Origin of the sequence: Danxiaibacter flavus, from assembly GCF_041060425.1 — a bacterium.
GTDB classification, from domain to species: Bacteria; Bacteroidota; Bacteroidia; order Chitinophagales; family Chitinophagaceae; genus Danxiaibacter; species Danxiaibacter flavus.
This window is the reverse complement of the sequence record NZ_JAULBC010000009.1, coordinates 71054-92126: the sequence shown is the minus strand read 5'-3', so window position 1 is coordinate 92126 and position 21073 is coordinate 71054. Positions and strand designations below refer to the sequence as shown.

At 40.5% G+C, this 21073-nt stretch carries 17 protein-coding genes and 1 riboswitch; of the genes, 12 read left to right on the top strand and 5 right to left on the bottom strand.

From position 1 onward, the window contains the following. Entirely contained in the window at positions 1-1503 is a 1503-nt protein-coding gene (locus QTN47_RS23975) for an ankyrin repeat domain-containing protein (protein ID WP_369331980.1), read from the bottom strand. A gap of 250 nt (positions 1504-1753) precedes the next feature. Between QTN47_RS23975 and QTN47_RS23970 the strand changes: the two genes are divergently transcribed. Beyond that, on the top strand, positions 1754-2437 hold the full coding sequence (locus tag QTN47_RS23970; RefSeq protein WP_369331979.1) for a hypothetical protein: 684 nt from the start codon (positions 1754-1756) through the stop codon (positions 2435-2437). Positions 2438-2449: 12 nt separating this feature from the next. Here the strand turns inward: QTN47_RS23970 and QTN47_RS23965 are convergent, their stop codons facing one another. Then, positions 2450-3661 (bottom strand): TlpA family protein disulfide reductase, encoded by a 1212-nt coding sequence (locus tag QTN47_RS23965; protein ID WP_369331978.1) that lies wholly within the window; start codon positions 3659-3661, stop codon positions 2450-2452. A 173-nt stretch (positions 3662-3834) separates the two neighbouring features. Continuing rightward, a riboswitch (TPP riboswitch) is annotated at positions 3835-3929 on the top strand. Positions 3930-3992: 63 nt separating this feature from the next. Between QTN47_RS23965 and thiS the strand changes: the two genes are divergently transcribed. From thiS to moeB, 6 genes are all read left to right on the top strand, one after another. Then, the gene (gene thiS / locus QTN47_RS23960; protein WP_369331977.1) at positions 3993-4196 is read left to right on the top strand and encodes a sulfur carrier protein ThiS; all 204 of its coding nucleotides are present in this window, start codon (positions 3993-3995) and stop codon (positions 4194-4196) included. A 47-nt stretch (positions 4197-4243) separates the two neighbouring features. Next, positions 4244-6106, top strand: coding sequence for a phosphomethylpyrimidine synthase ThiC (gene thiC, locus QTN47_RS23955; protein ID WP_439100194.1), 1863 nt, complete (start codon positions 4244-4246; stop codon positions 6104-6106). Between the two features lie 471 nt (positions 6107-6577). Next, the gene (locus tag QTN47_RS23950; protein ID WP_369331976.1) at positions 6578-7234 is read left to right on the top strand and encodes a thiamine phosphate synthase; all 657 of its coding nucleotides are present in this window, start codon (positions 6578-6580) and stop codon (positions 7232-7234) included. A gap of 85 nt (positions 7235-7319) precedes the next feature. Next, entirely contained in the window at positions 7320-8096 is a 777-nt protein-coding gene (locus QTN47_RS23945; RefSeq protein ID WP_369331975.1) for a thiazole synthase, read from the top strand. A gap of 11 nt (positions 8097-8107) precedes the next feature. Continuing rightward, positions 8108-9211 carry a 2-iminoacetate synthase ThiH gene (thiH, locus tag QTN47_RS23940; RefSeq protein ID WP_369331974.1) on the top strand — a complete coding sequence of 368 codons (1104 nt, stop codon included), beginning with the start codon at positions 8108-8110 and terminating at the stop codon, positions 9209-9211. Between the two features lie 20 nt (positions 9212-9231). Further along, positions 9232-10320 (top strand): HesA/MoeB/ThiF family protein, encoded by a 1089-nt coding sequence (moeB, locus tag QTN47_RS23935; RefSeq protein ID WP_369331973.1) that lies wholly within the window; start codon positions 9232-9234, stop codon positions 10318-10320. Here moeB and QTN47_RS23930 read toward each other — a convergent pair. Next, on the bottom strand, positions 10289-10915 hold the full coding sequence (locus tag QTN47_RS23930) for a thiamine phosphate synthase (RefSeq protein WP_369331972.1): 627 nt from the start codon (positions 10913-10915) through the stop codon (positions 10289-10291). The two genes, moeB and QTN47_RS23930, sit on opposite strands and share 32 nt — an antisense overlap. 203 nt (positions 10916-11118) lie before the next feature. Between QTN47_RS23930 and QTN47_RS23925 the strand changes: the two genes are divergently transcribed. The 3 genes from QTN47_RS23925 to QTN47_RS23915 all read left to right on the top strand — a co-directional run bounded on the left by QTN47_RS23925 (position 11119) and on the right by QTN47_RS23915 (position 16054). Continuing rightward, positions 11119-13143: a M13 family metallopeptidase gene (locus QTN47_RS23925; RefSeq protein WP_369331971.1), complete on the top strand. Its 2025-nt coding sequence runs from the start codon at positions 11119-11121 to the stop codon at positions 13141-13143. A 697-nt stretch (positions 13144-13840) separates the two neighbouring features. Next, the gene (locus QTN47_RS23920; protein WP_369331970.1) at positions 13841-14437 is read left to right on the top strand and encodes a dihydrofolate reductase family protein; all 597 of its coding nucleotides are present in this window, start codon (positions 13841-13843) and stop codon (positions 14435-14437) included. A 594-nt stretch (positions 14438-15031) separates the two neighbouring features. After that, positions 15032-16054: a DUF2278 family protein gene (locus QTN47_RS23915; RefSeq protein ID WP_369331969.1), complete on the top strand. Its 1023-nt coding sequence runs from the start codon at positions 15032-15034 to the stop codon at positions 16052-16054. A gap of 120 nt (positions 16055-16174) precedes the next feature. On the opposite strand, the gene QTN47_RS23910 is transcribed toward QTN47_RS23915, so the two are convergent. Further along, positions 16175-16564: a SpoIIAA family protein gene (locus tag QTN47_RS23910; protein ID WP_369331968.1), complete on the bottom strand. Its 390-nt coding sequence runs from the start codon at positions 16562-16564 to the stop codon at positions 16175-16177. Between the two features lie 535 nt (positions 16565-17099). Here QTN47_RS23910 and QTN47_RS23905 point away from each other — a divergent pair. Together QTN47_RS23905 and QTN47_RS23900 are read left to right on the top strand one after the other, a co-directional pair. Then, positions 17100-18353 (top strand): ATP-dependent 6-phosphofructokinase, encoded by a 1254-nt coding sequence (locus QTN47_RS23905; RefSeq protein ID WP_369331967.1) that lies wholly within the window; start codon positions 17100-17102, stop codon positions 18351-18353. A gap of 126 nt (positions 18354-18479) precedes the next feature. Continuing rightward, on the top strand, positions 18480-18890 hold the full coding sequence (locus QTN47_RS23900; RefSeq protein ID WP_369331966.1) for a helix-turn-helix transcriptional regulator: 411 nt from the start codon (positions 18480-18482) through the stop codon (positions 18888-18890). 1113 nt (positions 18891-20003) lie between these two features. Here QTN47_RS23900 and QTN47_RS23895 read toward each other — a convergent pair. Then, positions 20004-20960: a bifunctional helix-turn-helix transcriptional regulator/GNAT family N-acetyltransferase gene (locus tag QTN47_RS23895; protein WP_369331965.1), complete on the bottom strand. Its 957-nt coding sequence runs from the start codon at positions 20958-20960 to the stop codon at positions 20004-20006. Between the last annotated feature and the right edge of the window lie 113 nt (positions 20961-21073).

The following is a 21073-nucleotide window of genomic DNA, read 5'->3' as shown; positions in this document are numbered from 1 at the left end:
CTATTTTAAAAAATCAACCGAAACATTATTTTTTGAAAAAGATTCGTTCTCCTTTGCCAACTCGTAAGCCGTTTCTTTAAACTCAGTCGTTGCTTCTTTTTGTGCACCTATTGATAACAAATATTTCAGAATTTCATTATCCCTGGAAACCATTGCAGCTTTATGCAGCGGAGTCAACCCTTCTTTATTTTTTGCGTTAACATCCACATTAAGTTTTTCAATACGCTTAAGAAGCGACAGGTCATTTTTCGTTACTGCGAGATGATACAATGTATTTCCATCTTTTTGCGGAGCGGTAAAGTTGAAGCCTTTGTCCTGCAACAGTTTTAGCTTCAAACCAAAATCATCTGCCCTTGTACCGCCGTTGGCAGCCCCTCTTTCGAATGCTTGCGGATTGTAAGACTGGATAAGATAATAAGCAAGGTTATTTCCGTCTGCATCAACAGCGTTCATGCCTGCACCTTTACCAATCAACAAGGCAACAACATCCGCAGAATTGCCGCGCACAGCCATATCCAAAGCAGAAACACCTTTTTTATTTACCTGGTTGATATTTTTTACACGGGAAACAAGCAACTCTAGTGTTGCTGTATCTCTGTTAGCTGCAGCGGCATTCATAAATGCAGTGTTGCCATCTTTATCAACCTGATTTACATCCACGCCTTTTGAGATAAAATATTTAATGATCTCTTCCTGTTTTGGCTTACGTGCAACATAATGCAATGCGTTCTCACCGTTACGGTTAATTGCATTGGGTTTAATTTTCAGAGTTTCAAGAAACTGGTAAACTTCTATTCCGTTGGCACTTGCCCTGGTTCCCTGTGCAGCCATGATCATTGCATTATCACTGTACTTTACACCTTTTTGAATAAGCGCTTTCATAAGGTTGATGTTGCCAGCTTTTGCCGCATAGTTAAATGCAGTGTTTCCGGCCGCATCTACATCGCTCAATGAAAGACCTTTGGATATAAAATAGTTTGTCAGTGACAAATCATTGTCGTTTGGTATTGCTAACAACAACAAGCTGGCGCCGTCATTATTGCGTTCTTTAACATTTGCTCCAGCCCTTAAAAGTGCGTCATAAACTTTTGTATCGGCCTGTCCGGAACTTGCAGCAAAACTAATTGGCGTCATACCGTGGCTATCTTCTACATTCAATTTTGCTCCTTTGGAAATCAGGTATTCGATCACTTCGGTATTTCCTTTGCTGGCTGCCCAAAACAAATAGGTACGGCTATCGTGGGTAAGCTTATCAACTTCATTGCCTTTTTGATCCAGCAGGTATTTGATGACACCAGGCGATGCCTTTGCGTTGATGGCGTATACAACTGCATCCATTCCCATTCTGTTGGATTCGGAAGGATTGTTGCCTTTTGTTACCTCTGCCTGAACTGAAGCCAGATCGGGGTTTGTTTTCCAATAAGACTGGTCGAAAAAAATATTTTTTTGCGCATGCAAAGAAAAAGTCGCAAGTGTAAAGATTCCCAGGAATAATTGTTTCATCTCGTGAATAACTGATTTTATTTGAGCAACGCCCTGTAAATGTGACGGTTGTTTTTTGAGCCTGCAAATTAGGATTCACGTATAATTGTGTTTTCAAAATAGGGAAATTGATTTACGAATTACAGAAAATGGCTAAAAGTACGGCAATGCGGGACTGTTATCTTTCAAATCAAAGTATATTTTTATAAATATAACCTGATCAAAACCCGTACAAAATCAGGATTAAAGTATATTAACCGATAGAATTTTTATGAAAAAACTAATACTGGTTTCATCTTTTCTAATGGGCAAATCTTTCATATTCGCGCAAAAGTCAGCGGTGATCGAGACATTTAAGAAATATAATATCTCAACAATAATCCTTGACTCAAATGCAAAGCAAAACGCTGCGGACTATTCTTATACAGTGCATGCGACATTAATTACCGGCGGTCAAAAAAAAGTTACCGAGGAAAAGTATCATCCGGCAAAAAATGCAGCCGAGCGGTGGGAACTTGTAAGTGTGAACGGCGGAGCTCCATCTAAAACCGACAAAAAACTATTTAATAAGGAACATAATCAACAAATTCCTATTGCTAAGCCGGACAGCACCTCATACCGGATTTTAAAAGACGATGCTGACTACCTGATTGTATCTTACCACTACGATACCTCCACTTTGGTGGCAGACAATAATTTCATGAAAGACTTCCCCGTTACGCTTTACATTAACAAGAAAAATGGAAGATTGGAACGATCGGAAGTCATAAGCGAGGAGCCCTTTAAGGTTAAGGTCTTCAAAGCCGATTATATGATGGTAAATACTACTTATATCTACATTGAAAAAACTGATCAGTATCTCCCCTTACAAGAAGAAACCACGATGAGTATTAGAATACTGGGGCGTAACGCAGAAATAATTACTTCGAATGAATATTCAAATTATAAGAAATAATTGCAGATTTAGTTATCTCAGCAAAATGCGCCGGGCCATTTCCATTCCTTTTTGATTACCTATTTCGCGGAAAACAATCTTTCCACTTTCATCTAATAAAATCAAAGTAGGAAAGGCTTCTATCTTAAATTTCTTGCAAATCACACTATTATTCCTGTCGTCAAACAGATTTATCCATTTTACGTTTTCATCCTGAATATAGTTTGCTACGTCTTTCATCGAACTATCAAATGCAACGCTAACTATATCAAAGTTCTTTTCTGCTGCCTGTCTATACAATGCTTTTAATTCGGGCATTATTTCTTTGCAAGGTCCGCACCAGGTACCCCAGAAATCAATCAATGTATACTTTCCACTCTTCCCTATAGTGAAAGTACGACCATTAGAAATGTCAGTCGCCTGTATTGGAAATGCATATTGCCCAGGCTCAATACCATAGTGTAGGGCGTTATCTGTAAGTTCTTCCAGGCTTATTGTATCGCCGCCTTTTGAAACTACAGCAAAACGAAAGGATTTAGATGAGAAATAAATAGTGTCTCCAACCTTGTATTTTACCGGATGCTCTTTTGGATTTTTAAATGGCTCATTTGCATTATTTATAAACAAAATTGCGGATTCACGATTATACTCAGCTGCAAAAAAAGAAGCGCATAAAGCAAACTTGAATTCAATGCTGTCAACTATAAAATTTCCAACGTGATAATAAGGAAAAACAACTATCCCGTCAGTGTTAATTGGTGTAATTGCATACTTAGCAATAACATCACGCTTCCGATGAATTTCTCCATCATACAAATCCACATTTTTTATTACAACAGAGTTTTTAAAAGTGTCCAAGCGCTGCAATTCTTCGTTTTCGAAATTCCCATCATTGTCAGTATCAAAACAGATCCACTTATATTTTGATCCATAAATTAAAGCAACTTTAAATGAACTGTTCAACTCCGTTTTCTCGTTTATTGAAGACGAAATGCCTGACAAATCCTGTAACTGAACTGTGCCAACTTTTACTGAATCTATTGTGTTAATAGACGAAAATTTCACTCCATCACCGCGTTCATTAAAATGCACAACTAAGCCGTTGGCACCATAAGGAACTGTGTCCGTTATATAATTTTTTAAAACGATTTTCTGATAAGAACGGGCAGACTGCTTACATGATGAAATTACAAATAGACATGCAACAGCAATTCGCACCCTACTTAACACAGTAGTGTTGATCATAAACAAAAATTATACAGATATTTAAATCGAAAGACCAGCTGATCAGGTTCAGGCAACACAAGGATTAGGCAGCAAAGTGTAATCAGCAGAAATTCAATTTAAGCATAATTTTAAAATAATCTACCCCCATTTTTTTCTCATTTCTTTTTTTCTTAAATAAAACTTCTATTTTCGCAGTGCTTTAGGGGTGCCGTAAACACGGCTGAGATTATACCCTTTTTAACCTGATCAGGATAATGCCTGCGAAGGGAAAAGTGCTCATCTGAGTTCTCTGTTTTTGTATTTCCTAAAGTTTATTGTTCATTTTTCTTTTCACCTTAAACAAGATGCCATGAATATTTTGCTGAACAGCAAACCGCAGGAAATTGCCGACCATCTGACACTTTCCCTCGCGCTGCAAGCCTTACAAATTAACTCCCTGAATGGTGTTGCCATCGCCGTTAACAATATTGTCATTCCAAAAAAAGATTGGGAATCTTATATACTGGAGCATAACGATGCATTGGTTATCATAAAGGCATCACAAGGAGGATGACACCTTCTCATCAATTAACCTTCTCATTTACACAACACTTATACAATATGCAAAAAGATAAAATACCATCTTCTTACGAGAACATGGAAATGCGTGCACCGCTTACCGGTTCGAGGAAAATATACATAACAGGCAAGTTGCATAACATCAAAGTGGCCATGCGGGAAATTGCATTGGGCGACAGCGTTCGCATTTCTTCCATAAAAGAAGAAGTAGTACCTAACGTACCCGTCACTGTGTACGATACCAGTGGCCCTTACACTGACCCGGATGTTGGCATAGATTTAAAGAAAGGACTGACAAGGCTTCGCGAAGAATGGATTGTACAAAGAGGTGATGTAGAAAAACTATCCGGATTTTCCTCCGGATACAGCAATAAACGGTTGAATGATGAAAAACTTAAGCCGTTACAATTTGAGCACATTCAAAAACCATATAAAGCAAAGTCGGGAAAAAATGTAACGCAATTGCATTATGCACGGAAAGGCATCATCACGCCTGAAATGGAATACATTGCCATTCGTGAAAATCAACAAATAGAAGCGTTATCCGATGAATCGCTAAGCCAACAGCATCCAGGCAATAGCTTTGGCGCCAACACCCCCTTAAAAAAAATTACACCTGAATTTGTGCGTGACGAAGTAGCTGCGGGAAGAGCCATCATCCCTTCTAACATCAACCATCCGGAGAGCGAACCAATGATCATTGGCCGTAATTTTTTGGTGAAGATCAATACGAATATTGGTAACTCTGTTGTTACCTCTTCCATTGAAGAAGAAGTGGATAAAGCTGTATGGAGCTGCCGTTGGGGTGGAGATACACTAATGGATTTATCGACCGGAAAGAATATTCATGAAACCAGGGAATGGATTATCCGCAATTGCCCGGTTCCTGTTGGCACTGTACCCATTTACCAGGCATTGGAAAAAGTGAATGGCAAAGCAGAAGACCTTACATGGGAGATCTTTAAGGATACATTGATTGAACAGGCTGAACAAGGCGTTGATTATTTTACTATTCATGCCGGCGTTTTACTCCGCTATATTCCACTTACTGCAAAACGTACAACAGGCATTGTTTCAAGAGGCGGAAGCATTATGGCAAAATGGTGCCTGGCTCATCATAAAGAGAATTTCTTGTATACGCATTTTGAAGAGATCTGCGAAATAATGAAAGCTTATGATGTAAGTTTTTCATTAGGCGACGGCTTGCGTCCCGGCTCAATTGCCGATGCCAATGACGCGGCTCAATTCGCAGAACTGGAAACGCTGGGTGAACTTACCAAAATTGCGTGGAAGCATGATGTACAGGTAATGATTGAAGGTCCCGGCCATGTCCCTATGCACCTGATAAAAGAAAATATGGATAAGCAATTGAAGGAATGTCATGAAGCGCCCTTCTACACATTAGGTCCTTTAACTACTGATATAGCACCGGGCTATGACCATATAACTTCAGCCATTGGCGCGGCCATGATCGGCTGGTATGGTACTGCCATGCTTTGCTATGTAACGCCAAAGGAACATTTGGGCTTACCTAATAAAAAAGATGTGAAGGATGGTGTTATTGCTTACAAAATTGCGGCACATGCCGCAGATCTTGCGAAAGGACATCCGGGCGCACAATACCGCGACAATGCTTTAAGTAAAGCCAGGTTTGAGTTTAGATGGGAAGACCAGTTTAATTTATCGCTAGACCCCGATACAGCCCGTTCCTTCCACGATGAAACATTGCCTGCAGAAGGCGCGAAAATTGCACATTTCTGTTCCATGTGCGGACCACATTTCTGTTCCATGAAAATTACACAGGACATCCGGGAATATAGCGAGCAGCAAACAAAGGAGTTAGCTGAAGGCATGTTGGAAAAAGCAAAAGAGTTTAGAGAACAGGGCGCGGAAATTTACAGCTAGGGGAGCTCAAGTACGAATTACGAAGTACGAATTACGAAGTACGAAGTACCCTGTTTCCGGCACGTTCATTTTTTGCAGCAGTCTAAGAAACATAGCCGGAATGCACACATTATCTTGAAAAGTAACCGACTAAAAATTTGCAAGGGCATTTTATTTGACTTGATCGCGTCAATTGAGTTTAGTTTATTAAGACACTAGACACGATTTGTATAATCCCGAAGCCCGCCTGACCGGACGGGCAGGGGATGAAATTATTATAGCAAATGCCCACTCTATTTATTCTAACCCCGACGGGGTGGCATTATAAAATGTCAACCATTTGGGTTTTAAATACAGGATTGTATGCCGTTCTAATAATTCCATCCCCTGCCCGTCCGGTCAGGCGGGCTTCGGGATTAGCCTGATAAAAATTCGTGCGACTATTATTCGACAAGGATCTTGATCAACTTGTTCAACTTTAGCCGGACAACAATGAAATGTAAAGAACCATTATCAATAACATTCATTCTTACCATGATAGAAAAACTTCAATTTATAACTACAACTGTAGCATTAGCAGAACAAGCTTGTAGCGGCGGTGTACGATGGGTGCAACTGCGATTAAAAAATGTTAGTCACGAGGCATATAAAACCGAAGCATTAAAAGTTCAACAGGTTTGCAAACATTATGGCGCCAAATTGATTATTGATGATAACGTGGAACTGGCGCTGGAGATTAAAGCTGATGGCATTCATATAGGAAAAGAAGATATGCCTTTGAATGAAGCAAGGGCCTTATTAGGAAATGATTTTATTATTGGTTGTACTGCGAATACAATGGAAGACATCATTGCTATTGCGGCGCAATCTCAGGCAGACTACATTGGCTTAGGTCCATATCGTTTTACTGTCACCAAAAAGAAATTGAGCCCGATACTTGGACTTGAAGGTTATCAGGACATTTTCAATTCACTGAAACAAAAAAATATTGTGATTCCACCTGTAATAGGTATTGGAGGAATTGAAGCTGAAGACATACCAGCCTTATTCCAAACAGGATTGTATGGCGTGGCTGTATCTGGTGCCATTGCAAATGAAAAAGATATCCAGGGAACAGCGCAAAAATTCGTTGATCTGTGTGCGGCTTAATGTAAGTCAAAATTAAACAGGCTAAGTAAAAAGCTTCTATGCAGTCAGCCTCACAAATGTTTAACCCCAACTTAAAGGAAAAACAATGAACGATACGCTTATCATAGCCGGTAAGAAATTCAATAGCCGCCTTTTTACAGGCACCGGAAAATTTGGCGACCATCAATTAATGCAACATGCATTGACAGCGAGCGGAACGGAGTTGGCTACCGTTGCATTAAAAAGAATAGACAGCGAAGACAAAGAAGAGGATATTCTCTCTTACTTACAACCCGGATCGATTGCATTGTTGCCCAATACATCCGGCGTAAGAAATGCAAAAGAAGCGGTATTTGCAGCCCAACTGGCAAGGGAGGCTTTGCAGACAAACTGGTTGAAACTGGAGATCCATCCCGATCCAAAATATTTATTACCGGACCCGGTGGAGACTTTAAAGGCAGCGGAAGAACTGGTGAAACTGGGTTTTATAGTATTGCCTTACATACATGCCGATCCTGTTTTATGCAAACGGCTTGAAGAGGTTGGCGTGGCAGCGGTAATGCCGCTGGGGGCTCCTATTGGCACCAACAAAGGATTAAGAACAAAAGACTTTTTAGAGATCATTATTGAGCAAAGCAATGTTCCTGTAATTGTCGACGCTGGCATCGGCGCGCCAAGCCATGCGGCTGCAGCAATGGAATTGGGAGCAGATGCCGTATTGGTAAATACAGCCATAGCCGTAGCGGCCAATCCTGTAGCCATGGCGCAAGCATTTAAGCATGCTGTAACAGCGGGCCGGACGGGCTATCTCGCCGGTTTAGGAGCAGAACGCAATGCAGCCGATGCAAGCAGCCCGCTTACTTCATTTTTATCTGAACTATAAATTGTACGTGTATGTTTCTTGAACAGTTTGATACGCTGTGCTGGAATAGCATTAAGGAAAGCATTTACACAAAAACTGCAGCTGATGTAAGAACGGCTTTGCAAAAAAGTAAACGTTCACTTGAAGATTTCAAAGCGCTTATTTCCCCCGCTGCTTTAGCCTTCTTAGAGCCGATGGCACAGCTGAGTCATAAGTTAACACAGAAGCGTTTTGGCAAAACAATTCAGTTATATGCACCATTATATCTGTCCAACGAATGCCAAAATATTTGCACCTACTGTGGCTTTAGTTATGATAATAAATTAAAGCGAAAAACATTAACACCATTTGAAATCATGCAGGAGGCCATGTATCTGAAAGAGCAGGGTTTTAAACATATTTTATTGGTTACAGGTGAGGCCAGCAAAACGGTAGGTGTTGATTATATCAGGAATGCAATTGCTTTGCTGAAGCCGCATTTCGCACAGGTAAGTATAGAAGTGCAGCCGATGGAACAGGAAGATTATGAAGCACTGATTGAAGCGGGGTTACATGCTGTGTTGGTGTACCAGGAGACCTATCACAAAGCTGATTACAAGATCCATCATACTAAAGGAAAAAAATCAAACTTCAGTTACCGCCTCGCAACGCCTGACCGTTTAGGTAAAGCTGGTATTCATAAAATAGGCCTGGGTGTATTGATTGGTTTGGAGGACTGGCGCACAGATAGCTTTTTTACAGCAATGCATTTAAATTACCTGGAGAAAACTTATTGGCAAACGAAATACAGTATTTCATTTCCACGGTTAAGACCGGCAGAAGGCCTGATAGAACCTAAAGTCGTAATGAGTGACAGAGAGTTGGCACAATTGATCTGCGCATGGCGCATATTCAATGAAGAAGTTGAATTATCTATCTCCACCCGTGAAAATGAAAAATTCAGAGATCATATCATTCAATTAGGAATTACGAGCATGAGTGCAGGATCTAAAACAAATCCGGGAGGATATGTCACTGAGGTAGAATCTTTGGAACAATTTGAAATTGACGACAGCAGGAGCCCGGCAGAAATTGTGCAAATGGTGCATGGCAAAGGTTACAAAGCTGTATGGAAGGATTGGGAGTCATTTGTGTAACTAAATAAAAGCGCATCATCATGCTTTCACAAAAAGAGCAGGCAAGATATCAACGGCAATTAATATTGCCCGAAATTGGAGTACCCGGACAACTAAAATTACAGGCTGCAAAGGTATTGGTGATTGGCGCCGGCGGATTGGGGTGCCCGGTTCTGCAATACCTTGCTGCTGCAGGTGTAGGAACCCTTGGCATTGTTGATGGCGATGTGGTGGAGGAAAGCAATTTGCAAAGGCAAATCCTCTATACATCAGCGGATGTCAGCAAGCCCAAAGCCGTTGTAGCAAAAGCACGGATTGAACAATTGAATCCCTTTGTAACAATTGAAGCACACACAGTTTTTATTAGTTCGGACAATGCATTAGAGATAATAAAGCCTTACGACATAGTGGTAGATGGCTCGGATAATTTCGCCACCCGCTACATGGTAAATGACGCCTGCGTGATGTTGAACAAGCCTTTGGTTTTCGGCTCGATCTATAAGTTTGAGGGGCAGGTTGCTGTTTTCAATTACAATGATGGCCCGACTTATCGCTGCTTGTTTCCTGAAGCACCGAACGTTGATGAAGTTCCTAATTGTGCTACCATTGGCGTGGTTGCATCTTTACCCGGAATTATCGGAACTATCCAGGCCAATGAAGTAATCAAAATAATTACCCAACACGGAGAAGTTCTATCTGGCAAATTATGGGTGATGGATGTGGCAACCATGCAAACGCAAGTGCTTCAATTCAGTAAAAATCCTTCCAATAAAAATATCACTCATCTACGGCAACAATCTGCGGTCTGCTCCTCAAAAGGCGAAGCGATCAGTTTTACAAGATTGAAAGAAGTGTTAGAAAATTCCATAGTTCAACTTGTTGATGTGCGGGAAAAAGAAGAACACAAAATCAGAAATATCGGCGGATTAAATATTCCTTTGTCCACTTTTAAAGACAACTTCCAACAAATGGATCCCAAGATAACGACCGTCTTGTATTGTGCCGCAGGTGTAAGAAGCCGGACGGCTATGGAATTATTGGTCAACAATGGTTTTAAAGAAGTGTACAGTTTAGAAAATGGAATTTCAGGAATAAATACTACTGCAAACCCTTTATTTGACGATGTATAGTTTCAAATGCAGCTAAACAATTATCAGACCGCCAAACTATCCCCAAGATTGCTACTCCGTCAAAACCAGTATGGTCTAACTGTGCTATTTTGGCAGCATCTATACCACCTAAGGCAAATATTTTGGGAGCGTTCTTTTGATTGCTACTTAGATACTGTCTTGTCGCCTTCAATTTTGTTATATCAATATTTGCAGGATAGTCTGATTTAGAGATACTATCAAACACCGGGCTTACAAAGCCATAATCGAAATCGTATGGCGCTTGCATTACTTCTTCCCATGAATGAAAAGAAGCTGATATTGTTGAGGACGAAGAACAAGAAAGCACTTCTTTTAATTTCTTTTCATCCTTCCATACAATTGCTTTACAATGAAACCCAATCAAAGGAAATTCATTTAACAGTTCAGGATACTCGTGAATAGAAACCTGCGTATGAAAAACAGCAGGTATTTGATGAAGATAATTTCTATATGCATCAATATCTGAATTTTCTTTTCGCAGATGAAGCCTATCTAATCCGCTTTCAAGCATTTCTTTTACAGATGCAACTTCGTCTTTAATATCTGTTGGAGGAGTAATTACAATTAATTCCATGATTCAACTTTGCGTGTACATAAATGCGATGCCGTTAAAGATAAATGGATTGATGCAACATTTTGTAGAGAATGCGTTTAGAATAAAATCAAGCCAATCCCGAAGCCCGCCTGACAGAACGGGCTTCGGGATTAGTCGGTAGTATATTCATTATTCTTGTCACAACGAAGATGATTATCTTTATACATAACTAATTTTTAATTATGAAAAAATGGTCGCTTCCCCTTGCGGCAATCTTGTTTCTGGGAGCATGCAACAATGCTTCTGAAAAGAGTGCCAACAAAGCATTTGTCGACATAAAAGGAATAGATTCAACGATAAAACCTGGCAATGATTTTTTCAGGTACGTGAATGGCAAGTGGTATGATACAGCGCAGATCCCCGGTTCCCAGGCCGGCGTGGGCGCGTATATGTTTATGAATTATCCACAACGATTGCGCCTGCAAGGCATCCTTGACAGCGTTTCAAAAGCCAAAAACACTGACGGAAGCATTGAGCAAAAAGTGGGTGACTTTTATGCATCAGGTATGGATACTACAACCGTCAACAAACGTGGTAATGATCCAATTAAGCCAGTGCTCACACGTATCGACGGCATTACCGACGTTCCTTCTTTGATGAAGTTTGTAGCAGACGAAGCAAAAGTTAACAATGTTTCTATTATCTCTTTCGGTGTAGGTCCCGATAATAAAAACAGCAGCATGAATATCGGGCATGTTTCGCAAGCCGGTATTGGTTTACCTGAGCGGGATTATTATTTCAAAACAGATCCATCAAGCCTTAGCATACAGGCAGCATACAAACAATATCTCGCCACTTTGTTTGAACTAACGGGAACCGATGCCGCAACCGCAAAGAAAAATGCGGATGTTGTTTATGGCATCGACAAGCAATTGGCATCTTCACACAGAACGAATATTGAACTGCGCGATGTAAATGCCAATTACAATAAAATACCTGTTGCTGATTTGGCAAAAAAACATCCGGATATTGGCTGGATAAGTTTACTGGACAACCTCGGCGCCAAAACGGATTCTATTGACGTGTCGCAACCAGCTTATTATAACAAGCTCAATGTATTGCTGAAATCCATTCCCATCACCGACTGGAAAACTTACCTGAAAGCATATTCTATCAACACGTATGCAAATGTGTTAAGCAAACCTTTTGTTGATGCCGCGTTTGAATTTACCAAAGTGATCTCGGGACAGGCTGTACAAAAATCACGTGGTGAAATAATAGCTGATGCGGTTGATCAATCACTTGGTGAAGCGCTTGCTCAATTGTATGTAAAAAAATATTTTACCGAAGATGCAAAGAAGCGCATGCTTGAATTGGTGAACAATCTGCAGAAAGCATTTGAAGCGAGAATCAATAAGCTCGACTGGATGAGCGACAGCACCAAAACAAAAGCGAAAGAAAAGCTGTATGCCATCACGAAAAAAATTGGCTATCCTGACAAATGGAAAGACTACAGCAAAGTGACTATTGCCCGCGATAAATACTTTGAAAATATTGTTTCGGCTGCTGCCAACAGCTATCAATATCAATTAGCTAAACTGAATAAGCCTGTTGACAAAACTGAATGGTTTACCACACCTCCGACAGTCACCGCGTATTACAATCCGTTTGCAAATGAGATTGTTTTTCCTGCGGGCATTTTACAGACACCTTATTTTGACGACGCTGCCGATGATGCACTCAATTATGGTGGCATCGGCATGGTAATAGGACATGAAATGACCCACGCTTTTGACGACCAGGGCGCGCAGTTTGACAAAAATGGCAACGTAACCAACTGGTGGACGAAGGATGATTACGCAAAGTTCAAAGCCAAAACACAACAGGTAATCAATCTTTATAGTTCATTTACCGTGCTGGACACATTGCATATAAAAGGGGCATTAACAGTTGGTGAAAATACTGCAGATGTAGGCGGCGTAGCTATTGCATATGATGCTTTTAAATTAACCAAACAAGGTCAGGATACTGCAACCATCGGTGGCTTCACTCCCGACCAGCGGTTTTTCATCTCTGTTGCGCGCATCTGGCGTGTGAAGATGAAAGATGAATTCCTCCGTTTGTGGATCAACAACAATCCGCACTCACCACCCATGTGGCGCGTAAATGGCCCGCTCATGAATTCAACACATTTCTACGATGCATTCCATGTACAACCGGGGGATAAAATGTATTTGGCAGATTCGGCGAGGTTGAAGATTTGGTAGAGAGCCGCGTGCAAATTCGCACATCAACAAGTTAGTATATAAAAGCCTGTAATTGATGATTGCAGGCTTTTTTAATGTGCCAGGCATTGGTGATTTTCATGATAATTTGGTGACCTGATCTGAACCAGTCACGAGACAGTTTTGTCCATTTTATTCTACTATTGACTTAGAGCATTAGTGATTGTCTTTTACTTTCTTTTTCTTGAAAAAAAGAAAGTAACAAAGAAAATTCAAGGCAAACACGAACCCTCCGGGCGTTTTGCCATGCCATCGCCTCTCCAAAGTGCTACCACGATTATACAAGCAAACCGGTTCTACAAATTGTTTTAGGAAGCTTTATCTATCATGCCCCTCCCAAGCGGGGAGTCTTTATTTTGAGATAGTTTTTACATTTTCAGGGAAATAATGTCGACGCCATTTGATTTTCGCAGACCTAATTTCGACAAATCGCAAAAGCATGTGATTGGCAATTACTGTCTTTTTTACTGTACCTGATGTTAGCTTCGCTAGACATCGACGGATTACAAGAAATTCTGTTAAAGACTGCTGAGCCATTTTATCCCATCCTTAAAGTGGTTACATTAAATCTATTCAACAAACGAAAGAGATGGTCGTAATCACCCCTTTAGATTGTCGTTGCAGCCCATTTTGTTTTGATAGGAAGCCCGGTACATTTGTAAAACACAAATCAGTTAATATGCGAAAGTTGATCATGAAAATGTCCGTCTCGCTCGACGGTTTCGTAGCTGTTCCCGATGGCAAGAATGATTGGATTTTTAAGACCGGGGACGAAGAGTCAGCGGCCTGGAGTGTGGACCAAATCCGGCAGGCTGGACTGATTATCATGGGAAGGAAATCGTTTGAGAATATGGCGCCTTACTGGCCGACTGCGACCGGACCTTTTGCTGCACCGATGAACGAGATCCCGAAGGCCGTTTTTACAAAGAATGGATTTAAACCCGCCGATTGCCTGCAAACGGCTAAAGGTGAACAATCGCCAGCCATAGCATCCTGGGCCAAAGCGCAGGTTTTTGATGGCGATCTTGCTGAAACGATCACGAAACTTAAAGCCGACTCAGGCAAACCGATCGTAGCGATTGGCGGTGCGGGATTTATGCAGAGCCTGATAGCAACAGGTCTTATTGACGAATACCACATGGCCATCCATCCTGTCGCATTAGGTTCGGGACTGCCAATCTTCACCGGTTTGCAAATTCCGCTTTACCTGAAATTGGCAGAGGTAAAGGCTTTTCCGAAAGGAGTTATAGCACAGACTTACGTGGCGCAAGATTAGGTTCGAAATCTTGAATTAAGTCAAAAGTAAAAAGTCAAAATTCAAAACGATGAAGTGCAATCCTGTCGCCTTTTTCTAAATCAAATTATAACGATTTTCGGTTGATATGGCGTTAGCATGAATCCAATCTGGAATAGCACAAAAAAGCCTGTAATTAATGATTACAGGCTTTTTTTTTAGGCTTAACCAAACTGAGGATTAAAAAAATGATTTGGCATTAATATCATATATAACTATGAAGAAACCAATTGAATGAAAATATTTTAAAAATAAAGACAAAAAACCGAGAACCACTGTGTTTTTTCCCATTGACAATAAACAAATACAGTTATAAGTTTACAGCACTCTTTCAACCTGTAATCTTTTAACATTATGAACATCCTTATCCCGATTCAAAACACACCCCATGCCTGCAAATTTTATCAGCATTCCAGACACAGAAAATTGATCTGACTAAGAATACTGATGATTTTTTGCATCCTTTTGCCAACCGGACATGATTGCTGAAAGGTAGTGCGCCTGTTAGCAGCTACAGGCATTGAAACCGAGGAGAAGAAAATACTTATCAACTAAATACCAATAAAAATTTTCATCATGCCCATTCAAAATTATGGCGTACTAAAAGGCAAAGCGATAGATCGCATCCTCGCCACCGCACGCAACGAGCATTTTCAAATTCTCGTCAACAGAGGAAATGAACCACATAGAATAGCTATTAATACAAAATCGAGCGAGGCACCGAGCCAGGTGTTGTTTTATGCAAATGATAATTTTCATCATAACATTACCGACGAAATTGAACAGGCAAATCTCGCTGACGGCTTTACGCCCTTAAAATCAAAACCGGAAGGGTTGGCGCTCGATTTTGTCAGAAGCAATCTTTTTGATATCAAGCAAATGAAGCCGCTCGCATCAAATATACCGGGAGCTGACAATGATCTGAATGAACGTGTTGATTTCTTTGTGCAACGAGCCATAAAAGATGAAACGGCAATTATTTATGCTTTCGGACAACATTGGCAAGATAAAAAAGGAGCCGATCAATATTTCAAAGAGATAAATCCAAGCACCGGCATTCATGACATACACATGAACCAGGGAAACAGATCAGGCAAGTACAAGAAAGATAATGGTGTGTACCAGGATGGCGGCCTTATCTTTCACTATGCCTCTAGAAATCAATGGGCAGCAGTTTTTACAGCATTTCAATCCCAGTCTTTCCATACCAGTGATCAAACAGGCGATTCCCTTAACGATATACCGGGTGGCGGTGACGACCATCCTGAAAATACTTCTCTGGTAAGAATTATTGGGGCCATGATAAATCCGGTTGGCGGTGACAAGGGAAAAGAATTTGTCATACTCCTGAACAAGAGCCGCAACGACATAAATCTGTCAGGCTGGAAAATATCAGACAGGCAGAAAAAAACGCAAAGTCTGGGCAATGTAATCATAGAAGCAGGTGAAACCTTAAAGGTACGATTGAACGGAAATGGTGCGCAATTATCTAATGAAGGCGGCACTATCACGTTGCTAAACAATAAAGGACTTAAGATTGATGGTGTTTCATATACCAAGAAAGATGCGGCAAGGGAAGGTGAAGTGATTGAATTGTAGTAAATACCAAAATCTTTTACCAGGAAATAATATTCTTTAGAACCTCGTTATTCGTGTAAATGCAAAAAACCGCAAAACTAAACTTGCGGTTTTTTTATCCTGCGCAGACAGGAATTACTATCATTCCTCTGCACTTATAAATTTCAGTGCTTCATCTAATTCCTCCGTATCAAAGTACTTTTCTTCAAGAGCTGGATTAGCCAAATGAAGAACTTTGTTTTCAATTTTCACTACAGACCTTATAAAATCAGAATGTGCAACCACGGCACAACGTCCTATTTTGCGAAAGTGTCTGAATCCCCATAACTCGCCTTCTAAAAAGGCTTTTAGATCCATATGTCTCATAACGGACATGTCTTTTACCTTGATCAATATGTTCACATGTTCATAACCCGCGTTTAATTTTTCTTCAAAAAGTTGTTTTATTAACTGGGCGTCGGCTTCAGTAAATGTTTCTGTTAACTCGAGCGCAAGCGCATTTCCCTGGAAGGTTTTAATTTGATTGAGCATAACCGGTAGTTTTAAAAGGAAGAAAGATTAAAGATAATATTTCCTTGTTCTTACTGCAGTGAAAGAATATTTCAATTCAATTTCCTCACATGCTGTGAAATGCATCAAATCTTAGGAGATTTGGCTTTTTTCCCGGAAGCGTCACGACTTTACTTATTGCGGAGTTAATGTGTATAGCAGTTTTTTAATGCGCTTATTTTCAGATGTTATGATAACATAATTTTTAACCCTGAATTAGGCCTTTCAACGTAAGTTTATTAGTTTTAAATTGGTTACTTCCAATTAGTTTAAGTCATAGGTTTGAAGCCTGATAGAGTGGTTTTCGATAATACATTGTGCAATGTTCCAGGCCTGGCGAAGAACCGAATTTCAAATCGATCTTTACCCGCAAATGCGGAACAAAATTTATGATTCACTGTTATTACTGAATTGGGCGGAAGAAATTTCAGCCCCGAAGTTTTGAATAAAATTTTATTGGCTTCGCATTTTCTGGTTAGCCAGAAAGCACCTTTATAAAATTAAATCTATTGAAACAATGAATATAACTGTTTTGGGTGAAGCAACATTTGAATCTCCGATAGGTCATAGCATTAGCGATAGTCTTCGAATTCCTGAGAATATAGTAATAGATCCAACCTCAACTGCAAAAGAAGCGTTGACATTCGAATTGGCTGGCCCCCGTTCCAAATTATTTTTTGATCCGAAGCATACGCGCGCCGGCATTATTACCTGTGGCGGCCTTTGTCCCGGCTTAAACAATGTGATCAGATCATTATTCCTGGAGCTGCATCACGCCTATGGAATAAAAGAGGTACTTGGTTTTCGTGGTGGGTACCAGGGTTTGGATCCCGCAAAAGGAAAGGAACCTATTGTGCTTACACCGGAATTTGTTCATAACATTCACAAAGAAGGGGGAACAGTTTTAGGCACTTCGAGAGGCCCGGTGGATATTCCTGTTGCAGTAGATAATCTTATTCAACGGGGAGTAAATATAATTTTTACCGTAGGTGGTGATGGCACCCAGCGAGGCGGTAATGCATTATTCCAGGAAGCAAAAAAAAGAGGTTACCCGCTTGCAGTAGTGGGCGTTCCAAAGACAATTGATAATGATGTGGCTTTTGTTACCAGAACTTTCGGCTATATGACAGCGGTTTCGGAAGCAAGTAGAGTTTTGAGTAATGCACACAACGAGGCAATCAGTGTAGAGAATGGCATTGCGTTGGTAAAACTTATGGGAAGACATGCAGGTTTTGTGGCCGCCGGTGCAACGGTTTCCTGCCAGGACGTAAACTTTGCCCTTCTTCCTGAAGCGTCTTTTAAACTGGATGGATTTCTTGCTGCATTAAAAGAACGGATTATTGATCGCTCACATGCATTGGTCGTAGTGGCCGAAGGAGCCGGACAGGATTTATTTGCCGCGGATGAATTGAAAAAAGATGACTCCGGAAATGTTAAGTCTAAAGATATAGGACTATTCCTGAAGGGTGCTATCGAACAATATTTTAAAAGCGAAAACAGTCCGATAGTGATGCGCTACATTGATCCCAGTTATATTATTCGCAGCAGCGCGGCCAATTCGGAAGACGCTATACTCTGCGATATGTTTGCCCGTAACGCTGTTCACGCAGCAATGGCGGGAAAAACAGGGTTGGTGATAGGATACATGCATGACAGATTTATACACGTGCCTATTGAACTTTTAACCAGCCGCAAAAAATCTATGGATCCTGAAAGTTTTCAATGGAAAGCAGTGCAGGCATCTACAGGGCAGGTTGATTTATTTGAATAGCCATCAACCTGGTGTTTTAATAGTCAATAAAATTTTATAAAGAGAAAGCGTTGAATTACCGGTTCTTTATCAGCTATTTTACCTTATAAGCTTTTATTATATTTGCCCATATCAGCACTTATTAAAATGGAAAAAACAATACACCAGGGCCGTAACATAAGGCATTTTAGAGAAATGCTCGGCCTTAAGCAGGAAGGGTTGGCAATGGAACTTGGTGACGATTGGAACCAGCGTAAAATATCGCTTCTGGAACAAAAGGAAGTGATTGAGGAAGATCTATTGAAACAGGTGGCTGCAGTGCTAAAAGTACCCGTACAGGCCATTCAAAATCTTGATGAAGGGGCTGCGGTGAATATTATTTCGAACACGTTTAGTGATGAAGCCGTTGCATATGCACAAAACTATAAATGCAATTTCAACCCGTTTGACAAATGGCAAGAAGAAGTAACGGAAAACAGAAAGCTGTATGAAAGATTATTGCAGGCTGAAAAAGAAAAAGTAGAATTGCTGCAGAAGATATTGGATAAATTAAAGTAGTTGACAGAGGCTGTTGAAACTGAGCTGCATCATTGAAATAGTGTCTTTTAATTCCTTCCTTTTGTAAAAGTTCCCTTCAAAAAACCCTGGACCAATGGATTGACTTGGCACAAGTAAGGGGAAGTCTTTAGAATTGATCTTGTTACACGTCCACGCAGATCGCCGTTGTTGGTATGCAGCAAAGGAAAAGTGTGAAAGCGTACCAACAACATAAGTAGGTTGCAACACATATTTAACTGTATTGGCGAAAGCATTGCACTAATTTGGCGAATGATTATATGTTTGGCAAAATGTCTTTTTATTATCTACAAAGGCATTCTTTGCTCCCCACAAAAAAACGAATGCAATTAGTGCGGGGTAGTTATCTTGGTCGGCTTCTTGCTGTTTACTTGCACAAAAAAAGTAAACACCGAAACCTGTTGTTGGTGTGCACACACTCATCGCCAGCCCGACACACGCAACAACGGCGGTCAGCCTAAGTGTGCAATACCAGGGGAGTAGAAACTGCGGTCAGTCTACATATTCGATACCAACATGGATAGAAAGTACGCAACGCACATAGCTCTACTGCATGCTTGCACCAAGATGGATGTCCTAATTCATTACAACCGCAAGTTCTTTATTCTACATCATCTCCTTGGTCTTGTTGCACATTTAAGCCGATCGCCGTTGTTGGTATGCAGCGAAGGAAAAGTGTGAAAGCGTACCAACAACATAAGCAGGTTGCAACACATCTTCAATAACATTAGCTAATTCAGGCATAGCACCAATTTGGCGAATGATTATTATCTGTCGCAAAGGACTTTTATTATTTACAAAGGCATTTTTTGCTCAGCACAAAAAAACGACAGCATTCAGTGCGGAGTAGTATTCTTGCTCGGCTTCTTGCACTTTACTTGCACAAAAAAGGTGAACACCGAAAATTGTTGCTGGTGTGCACGCACTCATCGCCAGCCCGACACACCAACAACGGCGGTCGGCCTAAATGTGCAATACCAAGGGGGTATAAATAAATCTTAGCAAACTGGATGCATTCAGCATAAGTAGGCCGCGCAAATATCGCGACTGCATGCTTGCGCCAAGAAGGATTTACAAGTTTTCATTGTCCATAGTCTACCCTTTTAAATCTAATTCCATCTGAATATTGCAACGTTTGTATGGTGTTGTACGGCCTGCTATTTTTTGAAAACCTAATTTGTAATAAAGGTTAATAGCGGGCTTTAGAATAGTATTGCTTTCGAGGTAGATTTTTGAGGCTCTGAGTTCCCTGGCTTTATTGATAGCTTCTTTTCCGAGCAAATAACCAATGCTTTTACCCTGGCCTTTAGGAGAAACAGCCATTTTTGCCAGTTCAAAATCGTAACCAGGATCATCCGTTTTTATTAAAGCACAAACCCCAAGCGGCTCGTCTTTGTAAAGCGCTACAAAAATTCTTCCTCCCCTATTTAAGATATACTCTTCTGGATTATCCAGTGCTTTGTAGTCAGCTTCCTCCATTTCAAAGTAGGCGGATATCCATTCTTCATTAAGGGCCTTGAATGCAGTTTTGTATTGCGGTGTGTAATCAACAATGCGCACGTCTTTACTCTCACGCAGCTTCTTTTGTTCCTGAACTCTTTTCAGTAGCGACTTTTTATCAAGCAAAAATTCCCATTCTGCTAAAGCTTCCCAAAGGTCGTGTGAAGCTTCTTTGGTAATCTCTTCAATTGCAATATCTATGTCGGCAGTTTGAATCTTGATTCTTGCAGAAAGCGTTGTTCCTTTTGCGGTAAGTCCCACCAGGTTTCTACGTTTGTCTTTCGATTCAATATTGGTAAAAACCAGGCCAGCCACCTCCATTTCCTTAATTATTTTGGTTACTGATGGCTGCGAGTGGCCAATTTCATCTGCTATTTCTGTAATTGTTTTTTCACCATCCTGGTAAAGAACAAAAAACACCGGAAACCACTTCGGAGAAAACTCGTTATCATACAACTCGTAAATTTTGGCCGCATCGGCGGTTATTCTTGCTGTAAGAAGACGCAGTCGACTTCCCAATGCCATTTTACCGGTCCTTTCAAATAAATTCATAATAATATAATTGATTACATAACTAGTTATGTAAAATTAAGAAGAAATTTTAACTCGATCCATTTATTTAATGGGTTTTCGAATACAAGCACTTATAAACCATCACCACTAGT